We start from the raw sequence: 15,787 nt of genomic DNA, 5'->3' as shown, positions 1-15,787 counted from the left end.
GCCCTCGGGTCGTGACGATCCCGGATTGGTGTTCGCCTAACCAGAGCACCTCCTTAAATCTCGAAGGGCCGTTTCCTGTGTGGAAGCGGCCCTTTTCGATTGCGCGCGGGGCGTTTACGCTCGCACGCAACACCCCGAAATCGGGGGGTGACATCCGGCTGACATCCGTGCACCCCCCGGCTGCCGCCGGAAACGCGAGAATGCCGTTAACCATCAACGATCAGATCACGCTCGAAGACTGGGAACTGACCGAGACGTTCAGCCGATCCTCCGGCCCGGGCGGCCAGAATGTCAACAAGGTGGAAACCGCAGTCGAGTTGCGTTTCGAGGCCGCCCGCTCGCCCCATCTGCCCGAGGCGGTGAAGCGGCGGTTGAAGCGGCTGGCGGGGCGGCGATGGACGGGCGACGGCGCGGTGGTGATCCGGGTCGAAGAAACCCGCCACCAGGCCCGCAACCGCGAGATTGCACGCGAGCGGCTGGCGGAGCTGATCGGAAAGGCGCTCGTCGCCCCCAAGCGGCGTATCCCCACGAAACCGACAAAGGGTTCGAAGGAGAGGCGGATCAAGGCGAAAAAGGAGCGCAGCGAAGTAAAACGATTGCGGGGGCGCGTATAGAGCGGGCGTTGCCCACGAAACGCCCTGGCATGTCCGCCACCTGCGCGAACATGGCCAGACAGGGCCTTGGGCAGCCCGCGAATACTTGGTAAGGCCCATCCACGCGGATCAAGCGCAACATGCCACGGGACGGCCTTCATGCTCGACATCTTCCTAAAGACCCTGCCGTTCTTTGCGCTGATCGGTGTGGGCTATGGCGCCGGGAAAACACGGTTTTTCACGGAAGAGGCGACCGCCTACCTGACCAAGTTCGTGTTCTATTTCGCACTGTCGGCGATGCTGTTCCGGTTCTCGGCCAACCTGAGCCTGTCGGAGCTGATCGACTGGCGTTTCATCGCGGCTTACCTTTGGGGAAGCGGATTCGTTTACGGGATCGCGATGGCGGTGGCGTTCCTGCGCGGGCGGGGCCTCGAAGAAGCGTCGATCGAGGCGCAATGCGCGGTGATCGGCAATGTCGGGTTCCTGGGTGTGCCGATGCTTGCGCTCTTGATGGGGCAAGAGGCGATCGGGCCGGTGATGCTTGTCCTGTCGATGGACCTGATCGTGTTCGGCTCGCTTGTCGTGATCCTGATCACCGGGGGGCGTGACGGGCGGATGCGGCTGGGAATCCTGCGCACGGTGGGGCTTGGGCTGCTCAAGAATCCGATGATCATGTCGATCGTTCTGGGGCTGACATGGGCGGGGCTGGAAATACCGATCCCGACCCCGCTGGAGGAGTTCGTGACCATTCTGGGCGCGGCAGCGACGCCGGGCGCGCTCTTTGCGATCGGGGCGTCGCTGGCCAGCAAGTCGGCCGAGCGGATGGTGGTTGCGGGCTGGCTCAGCTTTGCCAAGCTGGTGCTGCACCCGGCCATCATCGCGTTTTCGGCCCTCTTTCTCTTTCCGCTCGATCCCTATCCGGCGGCGGTGATGATTGCCTGTGCATCGCTGCCGGTCGCGGGCAACATTTTCATCCTGGCCCAGCATTACGGGGTCGCGCCGCACCGGGTGTCGGCGTCGATCCTGTTTTCGACCGCGTTCAGCGTCTTGACCGTGTCGGCGATCATGGCATGGGTGATGCAGCTATACTGAGAGGAGGCCCGCAATGGCCGAAGACTACAGACCGTTGCCGCTGCCCGATTGGGTGGATCGCCCCGATGACGAGATTGCCGCACGGGCCGGGGCGTTCCGGGCCGAGATGGCCCGGCGCCACACGATCCGCGATTTCTCGACCCGGCCGGTGGCGCGGTCGGTGATCGAGGATTGCATCGCGACCGCCGGGCTGGCCCCGAGCGGAGCGAACCATCAGCCGTGGCATTTCGTGGCGATTGCCGATCCGGGGGTGAAGGCGAAGATCCGCACGGCGGCGGAGGAAGAGGAGGCACGGTTCTACGCCGGGGGCGCGGGCGACGAATGGCTTGCCGCGCTCGAACCCATCGGAACAGGGGTGTCGAAACCGCATCTTGAGCTGGCGCCGTGGTTGATCGTGGTCTTCGCCCAGCGCTGGGGCGAGCGACCGGATGGCACGAGGTTCAAGCACTACTATGTTCCCGAAAGCGTGGGCATCGCCAGCGGGTTCCTGATCGCGGCATTGCACCGGGCGGGGCTTGCCACGCTGACGCATACGCCCAACCCGATGAAATTCCTGACCGACATCTGCGACCAGCCCGCGCATGAAAAGCCGGTCATGATCGTGGCGGTCGGGCATCCGGCGGATGACGCAACCGTGCCGGAGAAGGCGCTGATGAAAAAGCAGCTGTCAGAAATAGCGACATTCATGGATAGGTGAGCCCGGCCCCCGGCCGGACGCGAGCCTGAACAGGACGGGAGAGCAAGATGGAAACGATATCGGAAAACAGGTGCTTTGGCGGCACGCAAGGGGTCTATACCCACGGGTCCGAGGCCTGTGGTTGCCCGATGACCTTTGGCCTTTTCCTGCCGGAGGAGGCACAGGACGGCCCGGTGCCGGTATTGTGGTATCTTTCGGGCCTGACCTGCACCCACGAGAACGCGATGGTCAAGGCCGGGGCGCAGGGATGGGCCGCCGAGCAGGGCATCGCGCTGGTCTTTCCCGACACCAGTCCGCGGGGCGAGGGGGTGGCCGATGACGAAAGCTACGACCTCGGCATGGGGGCGGGGTTCTACGTGAACGCGACCGAAAGCCCGTGGGCACCGCATTACCGGATGTGGGATTACGTGGCCGAGGAATTGCCGCAGCTTCTGGGCGACAATTTCGCGCTCGACATGGAGCGGCAGGCGATCACCGGCCATTCGATGGGCGGGCATGGCGCGCTCACGCTGGCGATGGGTCTGCCGGGGCGGTTCCGCTCGGTGTCGGGTTTCGCGCCGATTGTGCATCCCACGGCCAGCGACTGGGGCCGCAAGCAACTCAGCGCCTATCTGGGCGAGGACGAGGGCAATTGGCGGCGTCACGACGCGACGCTGATGATGCGCGAACATGGTTTCGACGGGCCGATGCTGATCGACACCGGCACGGATGACCAGTTCATCGACCTTCTCAAGCCCGAAGCCTTCGCGCAGGCGGTGGCCGAGCGGCGCCAGCAGGCGGTGATGCGGTTGCAACCAGGATATGATCACAGCTATTTCTTCGTCTCTTCCTTCATGGAGGATCACGTGACATTTCACGCCGAGTCTCTCTATGCGAGGTGAGATGCGCGATTATGACCTGATCATCATCGGTTCGGGTCCGGCGGGCCGTGCGGCGGCCATACAGGCCGGAAAACTGAAACGCCGGGTGCTGGTCGTCGATCGAAAGGACCGCCTGGGCGGCGTGTCGGTGCATACCGGCACGATCCCGTCGAAAACCCTGCGCGAGACGGTTCTGAACCTGTCGGGCTGGCGCGAACGGAGCTTTTACGGGCGATCCTATCGCGTCAAGGAGGATATCGGGGCGGGCGATCTCAAGGCGCGGCTGCACATGACGCTCGATCACGAGGTGGATGTGCTGGAGCACCAGTTCAACCGCAACCATGTCGATGTGCTCAACGGGTTCGCACGGTTCGTCGGCGCGCATGAAATCGAAGTCGCGACCGAGGCGGGCGAGGTGCGGCGGCTGACGGCCGACAAGTTCCTGATCGCGACCGGCACCAGGACCTTTCGGCCCGAGAACGTGCCGTTCAACGGGCACAGCGTGCTCGACAGCGACGAGTTTCTCGAGCTGGCCAAGATCCCGCGCAGCCTTGTCGTCGTGGGGGCCGGGGTGATCGGGGTGGAATATGCCACGATGTTCGCAGCCCTCGACGTGCGCGTGACCCTGATCGAGCCGCGCGACACGTTCCTCGATTTCATCGACAAGCGGCTGATCGAGGATTTCACCCACCAGATCCGCGAGAACGGGGTCGATCTGCGGCTTGGATCGCCGATCGGAACGATCGAGGATGCAGACGAGCATGTCGAGGTCACGCTTGAAAACGGGCGCCACGTGCGCGCCGAAATGCTTCTCTTCGCGGCCGGGCGGATGGGGGCGACGAACCGGCTTGGCCTCGACGCGGTGGGGGTTGAGACCGACCATCGCGGGCGGCTCGAAGTGGATCGCAAGACCTATCAGACCGCCGTGCCGCATATCTATGCCGCGGGGGACGTGATCGGGCATCCCAGCCTTGCCTCGACCTCGCTTCAGCAGGGACGGGTGGCGGCGTGCCATGCGCTCGATACGCCGACGCTACCCGAAAGCCCGTGGTTCCCCTATGGCATCTACTCGGTTCCGGAAATCTCGACCTGCGGCATGTCGGAAGAAGAGATGCAGGAGCGGGGCATTCCCTACGAGGTCGGCATCGCGCGGTTTCGCGAGACCAGCCGCGGCCATATCATGGGGCTGGAACACGGTATGCTCAAGATGCTGTTCTCCCTGAAAACCCGGCGGGTTCTGGGAGTGCAGATCGTGGGCGAAGGCGCAACCGAGTTGATCCACATTGCGCAGGCAGTTCTCAACCTCAAGGGCACGGTGGATTATTTCGTGCAGAACACGTTCAACTATCCGACCCTCGCCGAAGCCTACAAGATCGCCGGGCTCGACGCGTTCAACCGGATGCCTATCCCTGAGGAATACAAGGTGAAGAAGAACAAGGCGGGCAAGGGCGCGTGATCTATGTCGATGCCGATGCCTGCCCGGTCAAGGCCGAGGTAGAGAAGGTGGCAACCCGTCACGGGCTGCGCATGTTCATCGTGTCGAACGGCGGCTTGCGGCCGTCGCAGAACCCGCTGGTCGAAACAGTGATCGTGCCCGAGGGACCGGATATTGCCGATATTTGGATCGCCGAGCGCGCCGGGCCGGGCGACGTGGTGATCACCGGCGACATTCCCCTGGCCGCGAAATGCGTCGAGGCGGGGGCCGTGGTGCTCAAGCACAATGGCGAGCGGCTGACCCAGGCCAATGTGCGCGAGGCGCTGGCGATGCGCGACCTGATGAGCGATCTGCGCGCCGCGGATCCGTTTCGCCAGGGCGGCGGCAAAGGGTTTACAAAGACCGACAGGTCGCGTTTTCTCGACGCGTTGGAAACGACCCTGCGGGCATTGTCGCGGGGCTGACCGCGAGAGGGAATCCATGGCAACCGCTGCGATGAAACGGGGCAACCTGATCGGTGCGCTTTGCGCGGCCTTTGCTGTGATGTGCTTTTCGGTCAACGATGTGGGAATCAAGTTCCTGTCGGGCGACTACGCGCTGCACCAGGTGGTGTTGATCCGGTCGCTGATCGGGACGGTGGTGTTCCTGCTTGTGATCATGCCGCTGAGCGGGGGCTGGCGGGTGATGAAGACCAGGCGCCCGGGTATTCACCTCATCCGCGGGTTTTGCGTGGTTCTGGCCAACATGTCGTTTTTCCTTGGGCTGGCGGCCTTGCCGATTGCCGATGCGGTGGCGATCTTCTTCATTTCGCCGCTGGTCATCACGGTGTTCTCGGTGATCTTCCTGGGCGAGCATGTGGGGCCGCGCCGCTGGACGGCGGTTTTCCTTGGCTTCGCGGGGGTGATGGTGATCGTCAAGCCCGGCACTTCGGCGTTTCAACTGGCTTCGCTCCTGCCGATTCTCGCGGCGATCCTTTATGCCACGCTGCACACGCTGACCCGCAAGATCGGCGCGACCGAGAGCGCGGCGACGATGGCATTCTATATCCAGTTCACCTTCATCGTGACCAGCGCGGCGTTCGGCCTGGCCATCGGTGACGGGCGGTTTGCGGGAAGTGCCGACCCCTCGCTGGAGTTCCTCACCCGCGCCTGGGGCGTGCCTGCGGTGGAGGATTACGCGATCTTGACGGTAATTGGCCTGACCAGCGTGGCGGGCGGCTATTTCATCTCCCAGGCCTACCGGATGAGCGAGGCGGCCTTTGTCGCGCCGTTCGAATACGTGGCCATGCCGATGGCGGTGATCTGGGGTCTGACGATCTTTGGCGAATGGCCCGCACCAAGCGCGTGGCTGGGGATCGCGATGATCGTGGGCTCGGGCCTGTTCCTGCTGTGGCGCGAGGCCGAATCCGACGATGACATGGCCACCAAGGGGCCGAAATACCGCCGCTGAGCAGGGGTTTGACCTCACGGTGCCGGTCGTTAGTCTGGATGAAACAGGAATGGGAGCGAGCCGATGGACGTGACGATGATCCCTTTTGTTGAGGGCGAGAAACTGCTCGATTGGGTGGGGCTGACCCGGGCCTTCGAGGGGGGGCACAAGCGGCCCAAGGCCGAGATCGGGGATACGTTTCTCTATCGTGATCCGGACACGCTTTTGAGCCGGGCAGCATGGATCGACGGGATGGGGATCGCAGTGAAAAGCGCCACGATCTTTCCGGGCAATCCGGTCAAGGGCAAGCCGATGATCGGCGGCGCGGTGAACCTTTACGACGATGCCGACGGGCGATTCGAGGCGATCGTGGATTTCCACCTCGTGACCAAGTGGAAGACCGCGGGCGACAGCCTTCTCGCCGCGATGAAACTGGCGCGCAAGGACAGCCGAAAGGTGCTTATCGTGGGGGCAGGCACGGTGGGCCGGTCACTGCGCGAAGCCTATGGCGCGGGCTTTCCCGGGGCCGAATTCACCGTCTGGAACCGCACCCGGGAAAATGCCGAGAAGATGGCCGCCGAGTATCCCGGGATGCGGGTGGCCGACGATCTGGAGGCTGCGGTTGCCGAGGCCGATATCGTCACATCGGCCACGATGTCGACAGACCCCCTGCTTCGCGGTGAGTGGTTCCGCCCCGGTCAGCATATCGACCTCATCGGCGCCTATCGCCCCGACATGCGCGAGGTGGACGATGCCGCGCTCCAACGCGCGCGGGTCTTCGTGGACAGTTTCGACACCACGGTCGGCCATATCGGCGAGATCAGGATCCCCCTGGAATCTGGTGCGGTCCGGCGCGCGGACCTCGTGGCCGATTATTATGAGATGGAGAAATTCACCCGCAACTCGGAGGACGAGATCACGCTCTTCAAGAATGGCGGCGGTGCGCATCTCGACCTGATGACGAGCCGCTATATACTTGATGCATGGCGGGCGGGGTGACACCCGGCGCCGCGTTTTGCCAGGTTACGCGGGGACGAGGCGGCGCTCCTTGACCGGGAGATGGACGATGGCCGAGAACGCGCCGACGCCGACGCCGACCCACCAGACGGCGGTGTAGCTGCCGTAAAGGTCATACATCCGTCCACCCAGCCAGACGCCCAAGAAACTGCCCAGCTGGTGCGAAAAGAAGACGATGCCGTACAGAGTGCCCATGTAGCGCAAACCGTAAAGATGGGCGATGAGACCTGAGGTGAGCGGCACCGTCGCGAGCCAGAGCGCGCCCATCGTGACCGAGAACAGCAGCACCGTGGCGGGGGTCATCGGCGTCAGGATGAAGGCGGCGGCAATGAGGGTGCGGCCGGTGTAAATCCCTGCCAGAAGGTATTTTTTCGAGTAGCGGTTGCCCAACCAGCCAGCGACGAGCGTGCCTGCGATATTGGCCAGGCCGATAAGCGCGATGGCCGCGGCACCCAGCCGCGAGGTCGTGGTGATGCCCATGTTGTGCAGGATACCGCCCGAGGTGATCGGGCCGCACATCTCGGTCACGAAGGCGGGGAAATGCGCGGTGACGAAGGCGAGCTGATAGCCGCAGGAGAAAAAGCCCAGGAAAATAAGGGTATAGGACGGGTCGCGGAACGCCTTTCCAAGGATCTGCCCCATGCTCTCCTGCAACTCGGCGCGGCTCGCGGGTTGGGGCGCGCGCATCATCGGCAGGACCATGAGGGCGGCGAGGATCGTGGCGGCGAAGATCAGGAAAACGCTTTGCCACGGAAACCAGGTCAAAAGCCATTCGGCGGTGGGGGCACCGATCACCTGCCCGGCCGATCCCGCAGCGGTGGCAATCGCGAGCGACATCGAGCGGTTGGCATCGGAACTGGCCCGTCCCACCACCGCGAGGATGACCCCGAACCCGGTACCCGCGATGCCGAATCCGACAAGGATTTCATAGAGTTGATGGGCAGTCGGCGAAACCGCGAAAGCGCTCAGAACAAGGCCCAAAGCATAGGTGAGGGCGCCGAGGATGATGGCCTTGCGGTCGCCGATCTTTTCGGCAATGGCGCCGAAAATGGGCTGACCGATGCCCCAGAACAGGTTCTGGAGGGCGATGGCCATGGAAAACTCGGCCCGCGCCCAGCCGAATTCTTCGGCGATGGGAATTTGAAAGACGCCGAAACTCGCCCGAATGGCGAATGAAATCAATATGATGACACATCCCGCCATAAGGACGGGGGTCATCAGGGGGGCGGATTTGGGCATCGAGACTCTCCTGATCGCGGCGTGACTTTAGCCGTTCCGGGGATGGCGTCAATTCGGCCGCTAACGTGAACGGTTAACACCGCTGCCAGGCCGAAAAAGGGGGGGGTGATTCCCGGCTGCTGCCCGGCTGCCAGGCGTATGACCTGCGCGGGCGTGTCCTCGGGCCGCCAGAGAGGTTAACGCAACGGCCCCCTGCCCGACCGCCTGCGCACGCACAAGGCCGCGACATGAGTATTTCTCCCAGGAAAGAGACCGGGAGGATCGGCATGCGCCTGGTGCTCTTTCTTGGTGAAAATACTCATTGCACCACCAGGAAGACAGGCGCCGCATATGCGGTGGAGCGCAGCATTCCGGGGCCTATACCTTGGTGAAAAGCCGGGTTAGACGTGGCGCATGACGCGCGATGTGACAAGCGAATACCAGGCAAAGGTGGCGCAAGGCCAGATCAGGCCCGACCCGGCGCAGGAAGCGGTATTGCCGTCGCTCGAGCGGGTGCGCGCGGCGCTGGCCAAACCGGTCAGGACCGGCTGGTTCGGGCGCCCCAAGCCGGAGCCGATCCGCGGGCTTTACATGTGGGGCGGGGTCGGGCGCGGCAAGTCGATGCTGATGGATCTCTTTGTCGATTGCCTGGACGATATCCCGGCGCGGCGGGTGCATTTCCATGCCTTCATGCAGGAGATACACGCGGCGATGCACGAGGCGCGCCAGCAGGGTGTCGAGGACGCGCTGAAGCCCGCGGCGCAGTCGGTCATCGATTCGGTGCGCTGCCTGGCCTTCGACGAGATGCAGATCACCGACATCACCGATGCGATGATCGTGGGCCGGCTCTTCGAGGCGTTGATCGGGGCCGGGGTTGCGGTGGTCACGACCTCGAACCGGGTGCCGGACGACCTTTACAAGGACGGGCTGAACCGGCAGCTTTTCCTGCCGTTCATAGATTTCCTCAAGGAGAACATGGAGGTGTGCGAACTGGCCAGCCCGACGGATTACCGGCAGGACCGTTTGCAGGGCCAGCCCACCTATTTCACTCCGGCCGACGCGGCGGCACGCCGGGCGATCGAAGAGATATGGCAGGATTTCACCGGCGGGCGCAGCGAGCCGCTGATCCTGCAGGTGAACGGGCGCGAGGTCGAAGTGCCACGCTTTCACAACGGGATCGCGCGGGTGAATTTCCACGATCTGTGCGGGCGGGCGCTGGGCCCCGCCGATTACCTGGCGCTGGCCGAAGAGGTCAAGGTTCTGATCCTCGAGGAGATCCCGCGGCTGGGGCGTGGCAATTTCAACGAGGCCAAACGCTTCGTTACCCTGATCGACGCGCTCTACGAGGCCGGTGTGCGGCTCATTGCGAGTGCGGCGGACGAGCCCGAGATGCTTTATGTCGAGGGGACGGGCAGTTTCGAGTTCGAGCGCACCGCGAGCCGGCTGCGCGAGATGCAAAGCGAGGATTGGACCGCCGCGTGACGGCCCAACCGATGCGTGGGTTCAATTGCTCCAGTCGTGGACATGCACGTCGCGACCGGAATGGCCCTCGAGGATCTTCACGGCGAGATCTTCCTTTTCCTTGTTCTCGACGCGGACCCACAAAAGGATGCCACCGTGTTCGATCTGGCTTTGATAATAGTCCCGGTGATGCTTGCCGACGCGGCGGGCCAGCAGGGTCCCGATCGCCGTGGCCGGGGCGCCGCCGATTGCGATGGCAGCGATGGACGCGGCAAGGGTGCTGGCCGGGGTCAGCATTGCCGCCATCGCGACATAGGACCCAAGGAAAAGAAAGCCGCCGATGATCCCGCCTTCAAGCTCGCCGATCGCCTCTTCCGAGACGAAGGCCGCGCGCGGGGCGCTTGGGTCGTCCGCGAGTTCCTCTGAATGCCAAAAGGCATCGCCGAACTTCTCCTTCATGGCTTCCTGACCGCCGAGAAGGCTGATGTCCTGAAGGGGAAAGCCGACAAGGCGAAGATCGTAGAAGGCGGCCTGCAGCGCTTCGAAACTGTCGAAGACGCCGACCGCCTCGGGGACTTTGATAACCGTGATATGGTTTTCGTTTTCGGATGTCATGGTCGTATCGCTTTCAATCTGACAAGACGTGTCTATGGGATGAACGCTGTCAAACTGAGCATTTATCGGGCGCGAGGACCATGATCGAGATCAGAAAATGGAATGAGACACATGAAAGGGGGCCGTTGAACCGGCCCCTCGATCATTCCCTGCCTGCGTATTCCGATGCCCGTATCTGATGCTTGGCTCCAGATATAGGCGAATCACGGCGAATCAGTCAACATAAAGTGATTCGTTTCCGTCGAATCGTTTTGCACGGTGCGGAGGGAACCGCGTCAGCCGTGATCGCGCAGAACGCCACCCGCAAGGTAGAGCGAGCCGCAGATCAGGATACGGGCGTCCGGACTGTGGGCGATGATGGCGTGCACGGCCTCGGCCACGGTGTCGGCGGTGCTGGCGGGGATGCCCGCGGCGGCGGCGGCACGGGCGGTGTCGGCGGCGGGCAAGGTATTGGTCTCGCCCGGAATCGAGACGGCGGTGAGGCTGGCGGCATGGGGTTTGAGCGGCGCCATGTAGCCCGCGACATCCTTGGTGTTCATCATGCCGCAGACCAGGTGGGTGTCGCACGCGGGCAGCCGGGTCAGGCTTTCGGCCAGGGTCTCGGCGCAGGCGGCGTTGTGACCGCCATCGAGCCAGAATTCGGCCCCGGGCGCCTTGTCGAGCAATGGCCCCGAACGCAGGCGCTGCATCCGGGCGGGCCATGTGGCGTCGCGCGGGACGGCCTCGGCTGCTTTCTCGCCCAGTCCGAGGTGGCGCAGGGCCATGAGCGCGGCGCCGGCGTTCTGGACCTGGTGCGCGCCGATCAGGATGGGCGGTGGCAGGTCCAGGAGCCCGCGCATGTCCTGAAAGACGAGGCGTCCGCGTTCCTCCCATGCGTCCCAGTCGCGGCCCTGCACCAGGAGCGGCGCGCCGACGGCCTCGGCGCGGGTCTCGATCACCGCCATCGCGTCGGGGTGTTGGCGCGAGACGACGCAGGCCACGCCGGGTTTGAGGATGCCCGCCTTTTCGCCTGCGATCTGTGCGATTGTATCGCCAAGGAATTGCGGATGATCGTAGGAAACCGGCGTGATCATGGTGAGAGCCGGTCGGTCGATCACGTTGGTCGCGTCGAGGCGGCCGCCGAGACCCGTTTCGAGCAGGGTGTAATCGGCGGGCGTGCGCGCCATGGCCAGAAAGGCCGCGCAGGTCGTGATCTCGAAATAGGTGATGGTTTCGCCATTGTTGGCGGCATAGCACTCGTCGAGCACCGCGGAGAGGTGATCCTCGGTGATCAGCTCTCCGGCAAGGCGGATGCGTTCGTGAAACCGCGCGAGATGGGGCGAGGTATAGGCATGGGCGCGCATGCCCGCGCCCTCGATCCCGGCGCGGATCATGGCGAGGGTCGAGCCCTTGCCGTTGGTGCCGGCGATATGGATCACCGGGGGCAGGTCGTCTTGCGGGTTGCCCAGCGCGTCGAGCAGGCGCCAGACACGGTCGAGCGTGAGGTCGATGATCTTGGGGTGCAGCGCCATCATCCGGTCGAGGATGACGTCGGAATGGGCCGTCATTTCGCGGATTTCTCGGCGGGTGGCGCGTTGAGTGTTTCGGGGGGGGAGGCCTCGGTGGTGTCGCCCGGCGGGGGCAGGTCGCCCGCAACGGCCGGGTTCAGGCCCATGAGCATTCGGGTGATGGTGATCAACTCGCCGCGCAGTTCGGTCCGGGGGGTGACGCGGTCGAGCATCCCGTGATCGAGGAGATACTCGGCGCGCTGGAAGCCCTCGGGCAGTTTCTCGCCCAGGGTCTGTTCGATCACGCGCGGCCCCGCAAAGCAGATCAGCGCATTGGGCTCGGCGATATGGACATCGCCCAGCATGGCATAGGAGGCCGTCACCCCGCCGGTGGTGGGATGGGTGAGCACGACGATATAGGGCAGGCCCGCCTCCTTGAGCATCTGCACGGCGACGGTGGTGCGGGGCATCTGCATGAGGCTGAGTATCCCCTCTTGCATCCGCGCGCCGCCGGCGGCAGAGAAGAGGATCAGCGGGCGCTTGAGCGCCACAGCGCGCTCGGCGGCGGCGATGATGGCGTTCCCGACATACATCCCCATCGAGCCGCCCATGAACGAGAAATCCTGCGCCGCGGCAACAATGGGCGTGCGCCCCATCTCGCCCTCGGCGACGAGCATCGCCTCTTTCTCGCCGGTGGCTTTCTGGGCGGCGCGCATCCGGTCTGGATAGCGTTTCTGGTCACGGAACCTGAGCGGGTCTTCGAGCGGGGCCGGAACGTTGATCTCGGAAAACAGGCCGCCGTCGAACAGCGCGGAAAAGCGTTCGCGTGGCGTGATCGCCATGTGATGACCGCAAGAGGTGCAGACGTTGAGATTCTCACGCAACTCTCGGTGGAAGAGCATGTTGCCGCAATTGTCGCATTTCGACCAGAGATTCTCGGGCGTGTCGCGGCGCGAGAAGATCGAGTTGATCCGGGGCCGGACATAGTTGGTGATCCAGTTCATCGCGAGGTGCCCTTGTTGCTTGCCGCCAGGTCATGCGCTGTGCTGTGGGCTGAGATAATTGCACCGGCAGGGAAATGCAATCAGCGCCTGAGAGCGACGCGCGCCGCGAGCCACATGAGGCCGACAAGGGCCAGTTCGGCGACAAGGCTGGCGGGCTGGAATGACCGGGCGCCATCGGCGTCGAAGAGAAACAGCGCCAAGCCGGAGTCGCGGCCATGCAATTCGCCGTAGAGCAGGAAGGCATAGGCGTTGTTCGCGAGGTGCAGCGCCAGCGCCGGGCCAAGCGATCCCGCCCGCGCCGTGAGGTCCGAGGCGGCGAGCCCGAAGGCAAAGGCCCAGACGACGTATTGGGCATTGATTCCCAGCGGTGCATGGGCATTCCAGTGGGCGAAGGCAAAGGCGAGGTTGGGCAGGGTCAGCCAGACCCATGGCCGCGCATCCCATGCCGCAACCTGCTGTTGCAGGTAGCCACGATAAAAGAGCTCCTCCGCCCCGGTCTGGATCAACAGCGCGGCCAGCGCCGGGGCCAGCATGACGAGCCATGCGAGCGGCGGGCGGATATGGGCCAACGCGTCCGTGCTCCACCATGGTGGCGCGATCTCGACCACGAAGAGCAGCAGGACAAGCGGAAGGAGCGTCGCGCGGAACTGGGAAAAGGCGCGGGCGGGCGGGCCAACGAGGCTCGGCAGGGCGCGACCATGCACGATCCGCAGCACCACCTGCAGGATCACCGCGAGCAGCAGGAACGAGGCGAGGCTGGTCAGCATCCCCGCCGGCGTGGTGCCGTCGAACACGGTTTGCGCGAAACCGGGGGCGAGCCGTTCAAGCGCGGCACCAAAGGCGCGCTGGGCCAGTTCGTAGAGGCTTTCGACGATGATGAATCCGAGGATCACCGGGCGCAGGCCGGGCGTTCCGAGCGCCGGCGCGACGAAGCCCCGATGCGCGGCATAGGCCGAGGGGCGCATCGCGCGGCGGTTCATCGCGCGAGCGCGAGTCGCGCAGTCAGCCACGAACAGAGCAGCGCCAGCAGGTCATAGGGCAGCCAGGTTGCAAGCGCGGCGGTTTCATCGAGCGCGAAAGGATAGTGACCGAGCGCCAGACCGTTGAGCGTGCCCTGCGGAGCGGCGATCAGGATCGCGTTGAAATTGATCACGAAATGCAGCGCCAGCGCAGGACCGAGCGTGCCCGAGCGCGCAGTGAGATCGGCCGCGGCGAGCCCGAAAAGCGCCCCGACAAGGACGAACCAGGGGGCGTTATCCCCCTGGGTCGCCGGATCGTAGTGCAGCATCCCGAAGAGCACCGACGGCACAACGAGCCAGACCGCAGGATGCGGCAGGCGCGCGGCAAGCTGGCTTTGCAGGTAGCCGCGAAAGGCCAGTTCCTCGGCGCTGATCTGGAGAAAGAGCAGGGGAAGGGTCATCGGCAGAAGGGCGAGCCAGCGCAGGATGGGCAGGTTCGGCGTGGCGCTCATCGCATCGGGTTCGGGCAGGAGCCAGAGCAGGAATCCCAGCGCCGAAAGCGCGACCGTGGTGCGGAAAAAATCGCTGGCCGCACGGCGCACGGGACCGATCAGCGTGAAGAGGCCACGCCGGTGCAGGGTGCGCAGCACCAGTGCAAGGGCGATGACGATCACCCCGAACGAGCCCAGGAGCGCGATCATGCCGCGCGGGGTCGATCCCTGGCTGATTTCGCGGGCGAAGTCGGACCAGTCCCCCGGCCCGACCAGTTTGCCCAGCAAGTTGAAATAGGTGAATCCGAGCGCGTAGTAACACGCCACCATGATGGCGACGCCCAGCGCCAGTCGCCAGAGTTCGGCCGAGGGGCGGGCCGGGTCGGTCAGGTTCTTGTGTGGGGCGTAGGCATCGCGCATGACAACAAGCAATACCGCGAAGCGGATGACGCCGCCAGAAATTTCAGACCGGGTGGTCGGGCCGGGACGCGGCCAGGCGCAGCACGTCGGCATAGGAGCGGCCGATCTGCATCCGTTCCCCTGCCCCGCGCGCGATCAGCATGTCATGCAGCCGCGGCAGGTTGCGGGAGGGCATGTGCATCACGAGGTGATGTTCGAGATGGTAGTTCACCCAGTAGGGTGCAACGAAGGCCCGCATCAGCGGCCCGGCCAGCGTGGTGCGGGTGTTGCGCATCGGGTCAGTCGTGCGTTCGACGGCACCATGTTCGGCGATGTTCCTGATCCGCACGACGAGCTGATACCATGTGAGCAGCGGCAGCAGCCAGAAGACCGGATACCACCACCATGCGCCGATCACGGTGAACAGGACAAGCAGCGCGGCATTGGCCAAGAGGGATCTGCCGACCGACGGCCCCGCGAAAGCCTGCGAGAGCCCGTCGGCATCGGGTTCGATGTCGGGGTCGAAGGCGGTCTTGAAGGCGAATGCGATCTGTTGTGCGCGCAGCTTGATCCCGGTGCGGCCGGTCAGGTCGCGGATGATCTTGCGCCGAAGCGAGGATTTCGTGGTCGGGAACGGGGCCGAGAGCACGAGGTCGGGGTCCTGGTCGGTCTGGGTGTGGCGGTGGTGCTTGAGATGGTAGCGGCGATAGGCGGCGAGGTCGGCCAGGATCGGGCGTCCACAGAGCCAGTCGCCCACAAGCTCGTTGAGCCTGCGGCTCTTGAACAGCGCGTTATGCGCGGCCTCGTGCATCAGGATGGCAAGGCCGAGCTGGCGTGAGCCGATGATCATCACCGCGAGAAGCAGAGTGAGCGGGTTGGGCCACAGCAGGAAAAGCGCCATTGCCGCCGCGATCACGCCCCAGCAGTGGAGCACGAGCCATGCGCCCCAGAGGTCGGAGCGTTCCGCCAGCGGACGGATGTCGTCGGATGTGAAAAGCCTGTGACCCGGTGTCATGCAATCGTCCTCCCTC

Annotated in this window: 16 protein-coding genes; 9 read left to right on the top strand and 7 right to left on the bottom strand. The window is 64.4% G+C overall.

What is annotated here, in order from left to right; translation table 11 throughout:
* Nucleotides 1–200 precede the first annotated feature (200 nt).
* From arfB to ACESL9_RS01125, 8 genes are all read left to right on the top strand, one after another.
* Nucleotides 201–614 carry an alternative ribosome rescue aminoacyl-tRNA hydrolase ArfB gene (arfB, locus tag ACESL9_RS01160; protein ID WP_372610667.1) on the top strand — a complete coding sequence of 138 codons (414 nt, stop codon included), beginning with the start codon at nucleotides 201–203 and terminating at the stop codon, nucleotides 612–614.
* A 138-nt stretch (nucleotides 615–752) separates the two neighbouring features.
* The gene (locus tag ACESL9_RS01155) at nucleotides 753–1,685 is read left to right on the top strand and encodes an AEC family transporter (RefSeq protein ID WP_372610665.1); all 933 of its coding nucleotides are present in this window, start codon (nucleotides 753–755) and stop codon (nucleotides 1,683–1,685) included.
* 13 nt (nucleotides 1,686–1,698) lie between these two features.
* Complete coding sequence (locus ACESL9_RS01150; protein ID WP_372610663.1) at nucleotides 1,699–2,382, top strand: nitroreductase family protein; 684 nt, start codon at nucleotides 1,699–1,701, stop codon at nucleotides 2,380–2,382.
* 47 nt (nucleotides 2,383–2,429) lie between these two features.
* Nucleotides 2,430–3,263, top strand: a complete 834-nt coding sequence (fghA, locus tag ACESL9_RS01145; protein WP_372610661.1) for an S-formylglutathione hydrolase — start codon at nucleotides 2,430–2,432, stop codon at nucleotides 3,261–3,263.
* Between the two features lies 1 nt (nucleotide 3,264).
* Complete coding sequence (gene sthA, locus ACESL9_RS01140) at nucleotides 3,265–4,698, top strand: Si-specific NAD(P)(+) transhydrogenase (RefSeq protein ID WP_372610659.1); 1,434 nt, start codon at nucleotides 3,265–3,267, stop codon at nucleotides 4,696–4,698.
* Nucleotides 4,695–5,141: a YaiI/YqxD family protein gene (locus ACESL9_RS01135; protein ID WP_372610658.1), complete on the top strand. Its 447-nt coding sequence runs from the start codon at nucleotides 4,695–4,697 to the stop codon at nucleotides 5,139–5,141. The genes sthA and ACESL9_RS01135 overlap by 4 nt, the downstream gene beginning before the upstream one ends.
* A gap of 16 nt (nucleotides 5,142–5,157) precedes the next feature.
* Nucleotides 5,158–6,126, top strand: a complete 969-nt coding sequence (locus tag ACESL9_RS01130; RefSeq protein WP_372674405.1) for a DMT family transporter — start codon at nucleotides 5,158–5,160, stop codon at nucleotides 6,124–6,126.
* A gap of 63 nt (nucleotides 6,127–6,189) precedes the next feature.
* Nucleotides 6,190–7,104 (top strand): ornithine cyclodeaminase family protein, encoded by a 915-nt coding sequence (locus ACESL9_RS01125; RefSeq protein WP_372610654.1) that lies wholly within the window; start codon nucleotides 6,190–6,192, stop codon nucleotides 7,102–7,104.
* Nucleotides 7,105–7,128: 24 nt separating this feature from the next.
* Here the strand turns inward: ACESL9_RS01125 and ACESL9_RS01120 are convergent, their stop codons facing one another.
* On the bottom strand, nucleotides 7,129–8,361 hold the full coding sequence (locus ACESL9_RS01120; RefSeq protein WP_372610652.1) for an MFS transporter: 1,233 nt from the start codon (nucleotides 8,359–8,361) through the stop codon (nucleotides 7,129–7,131).
* Nucleotides 8,362–8,754: 393 nt separating this feature from the next.
* Between ACESL9_RS01120 and zapE the strand changes: the two genes are divergently transcribed.
* Complete coding sequence (gene zapE, locus ACESL9_RS01115; RefSeq protein ID WP_372610650.1) at nucleotides 8,755–9,822, top strand: cell division protein ZapE; 1,068 nt, start codon at nucleotides 8,755–8,757, stop codon at nucleotides 9,820–9,822.
* Nucleotides 9,823–9,843: 21 nt separating this feature from the next.
* Here zapE and ACESL9_RS01110 read toward each other — a convergent pair whose 3' ends face one another.
* From ACESL9_RS01110 to ACESL9_RS01085, 6 genes are all read right to left on the bottom strand, one after another.
* Nucleotides 9,844–10,416: a hypothetical protein gene (locus tag ACESL9_RS01110; protein ID WP_372610648.1), complete on the bottom strand. Its 573-nt coding sequence runs from the start codon at nucleotides 10,414–10,416 to the stop codon at nucleotides 9,844–9,846.
* Between the two features lie 275 nt (nucleotides 10,417–10,691).
* The gene (locus ACESL9_RS01105) at nucleotides 10,692–11,963 is read right to left on the bottom strand and encodes a bifunctional folylpolyglutamate synthase/dihydrofolate synthase (RefSeq protein WP_372610646.1); all 1,272 of its coding nucleotides are present in this window, start codon (nucleotides 11,961–11,963) and stop codon (nucleotides 10,692–10,694) included.
* Nucleotides 11,960–12,907 carry an acetyl-CoA carboxylase, carboxyltransferase subunit beta gene (gene accD / locus ACESL9_RS01100; RefSeq protein ID WP_372674404.1) on the bottom strand — a complete coding sequence of 316 codons (948 nt, stop codon included), beginning with the start codon at nucleotides 12,905–12,907 and terminating at the stop codon, nucleotides 11,960–11,962. The genes ACESL9_RS01105 and accD overlap by 4 nt, the downstream gene beginning before the upstream one ends.
* An 80-nt stretch (nucleotides 12,908–12,987) precedes the next feature.
* Nucleotides 12,988–13,887 carry a CPBP family intramembrane glutamic endopeptidase gene (locus tag ACESL9_RS01095; protein ID WP_372610643.1) on the bottom strand — a complete coding sequence of 300 codons (900 nt, stop codon included), beginning with the start codon at nucleotides 13,885–13,887 and terminating at the stop codon, nucleotides 12,988–12,990.
* Nucleotides 13,884–14,777 carry a CPBP family intramembrane glutamic endopeptidase gene (locus tag ACESL9_RS01090; RefSeq protein WP_372610641.1) on the bottom strand — a complete coding sequence of 298 codons (894 nt, stop codon included), beginning with the start codon at nucleotides 14,775–14,777 and terminating at the stop codon, nucleotides 13,884–13,886. The genes ACESL9_RS01095 and ACESL9_RS01090 overlap by 4 nt, the downstream gene beginning before the upstream one ends.
* 43 nt (nucleotides 14,778–14,820) lie before the next feature.
* Complete coding sequence (locus ACESL9_RS01085; RefSeq protein ID WP_372674403.1) at nucleotides 14,821–15,771, bottom strand: fatty acid desaturase family protein; 951 nt, start codon at nucleotides 15,769–15,771, stop codon at nucleotides 14,821–14,823.
* Nucleotides 15,772–15,787 lie beyond the last annotated feature (16 nt).

Origin of the sequence: Aquicoccus sp., assembly GCF_041686535.1 — a bacterium.
Lineage (GTDB): Bacteria > Pseudomonadota > Alphaproteobacteria > Rhodobacterales > Rhodobacteraceae > Aquicoccus.
The sequence above is the reverse complement of the archived record's forward strand: the minus strand, read 5'-3'. Positions and strand labels throughout refer to the sequence as shown.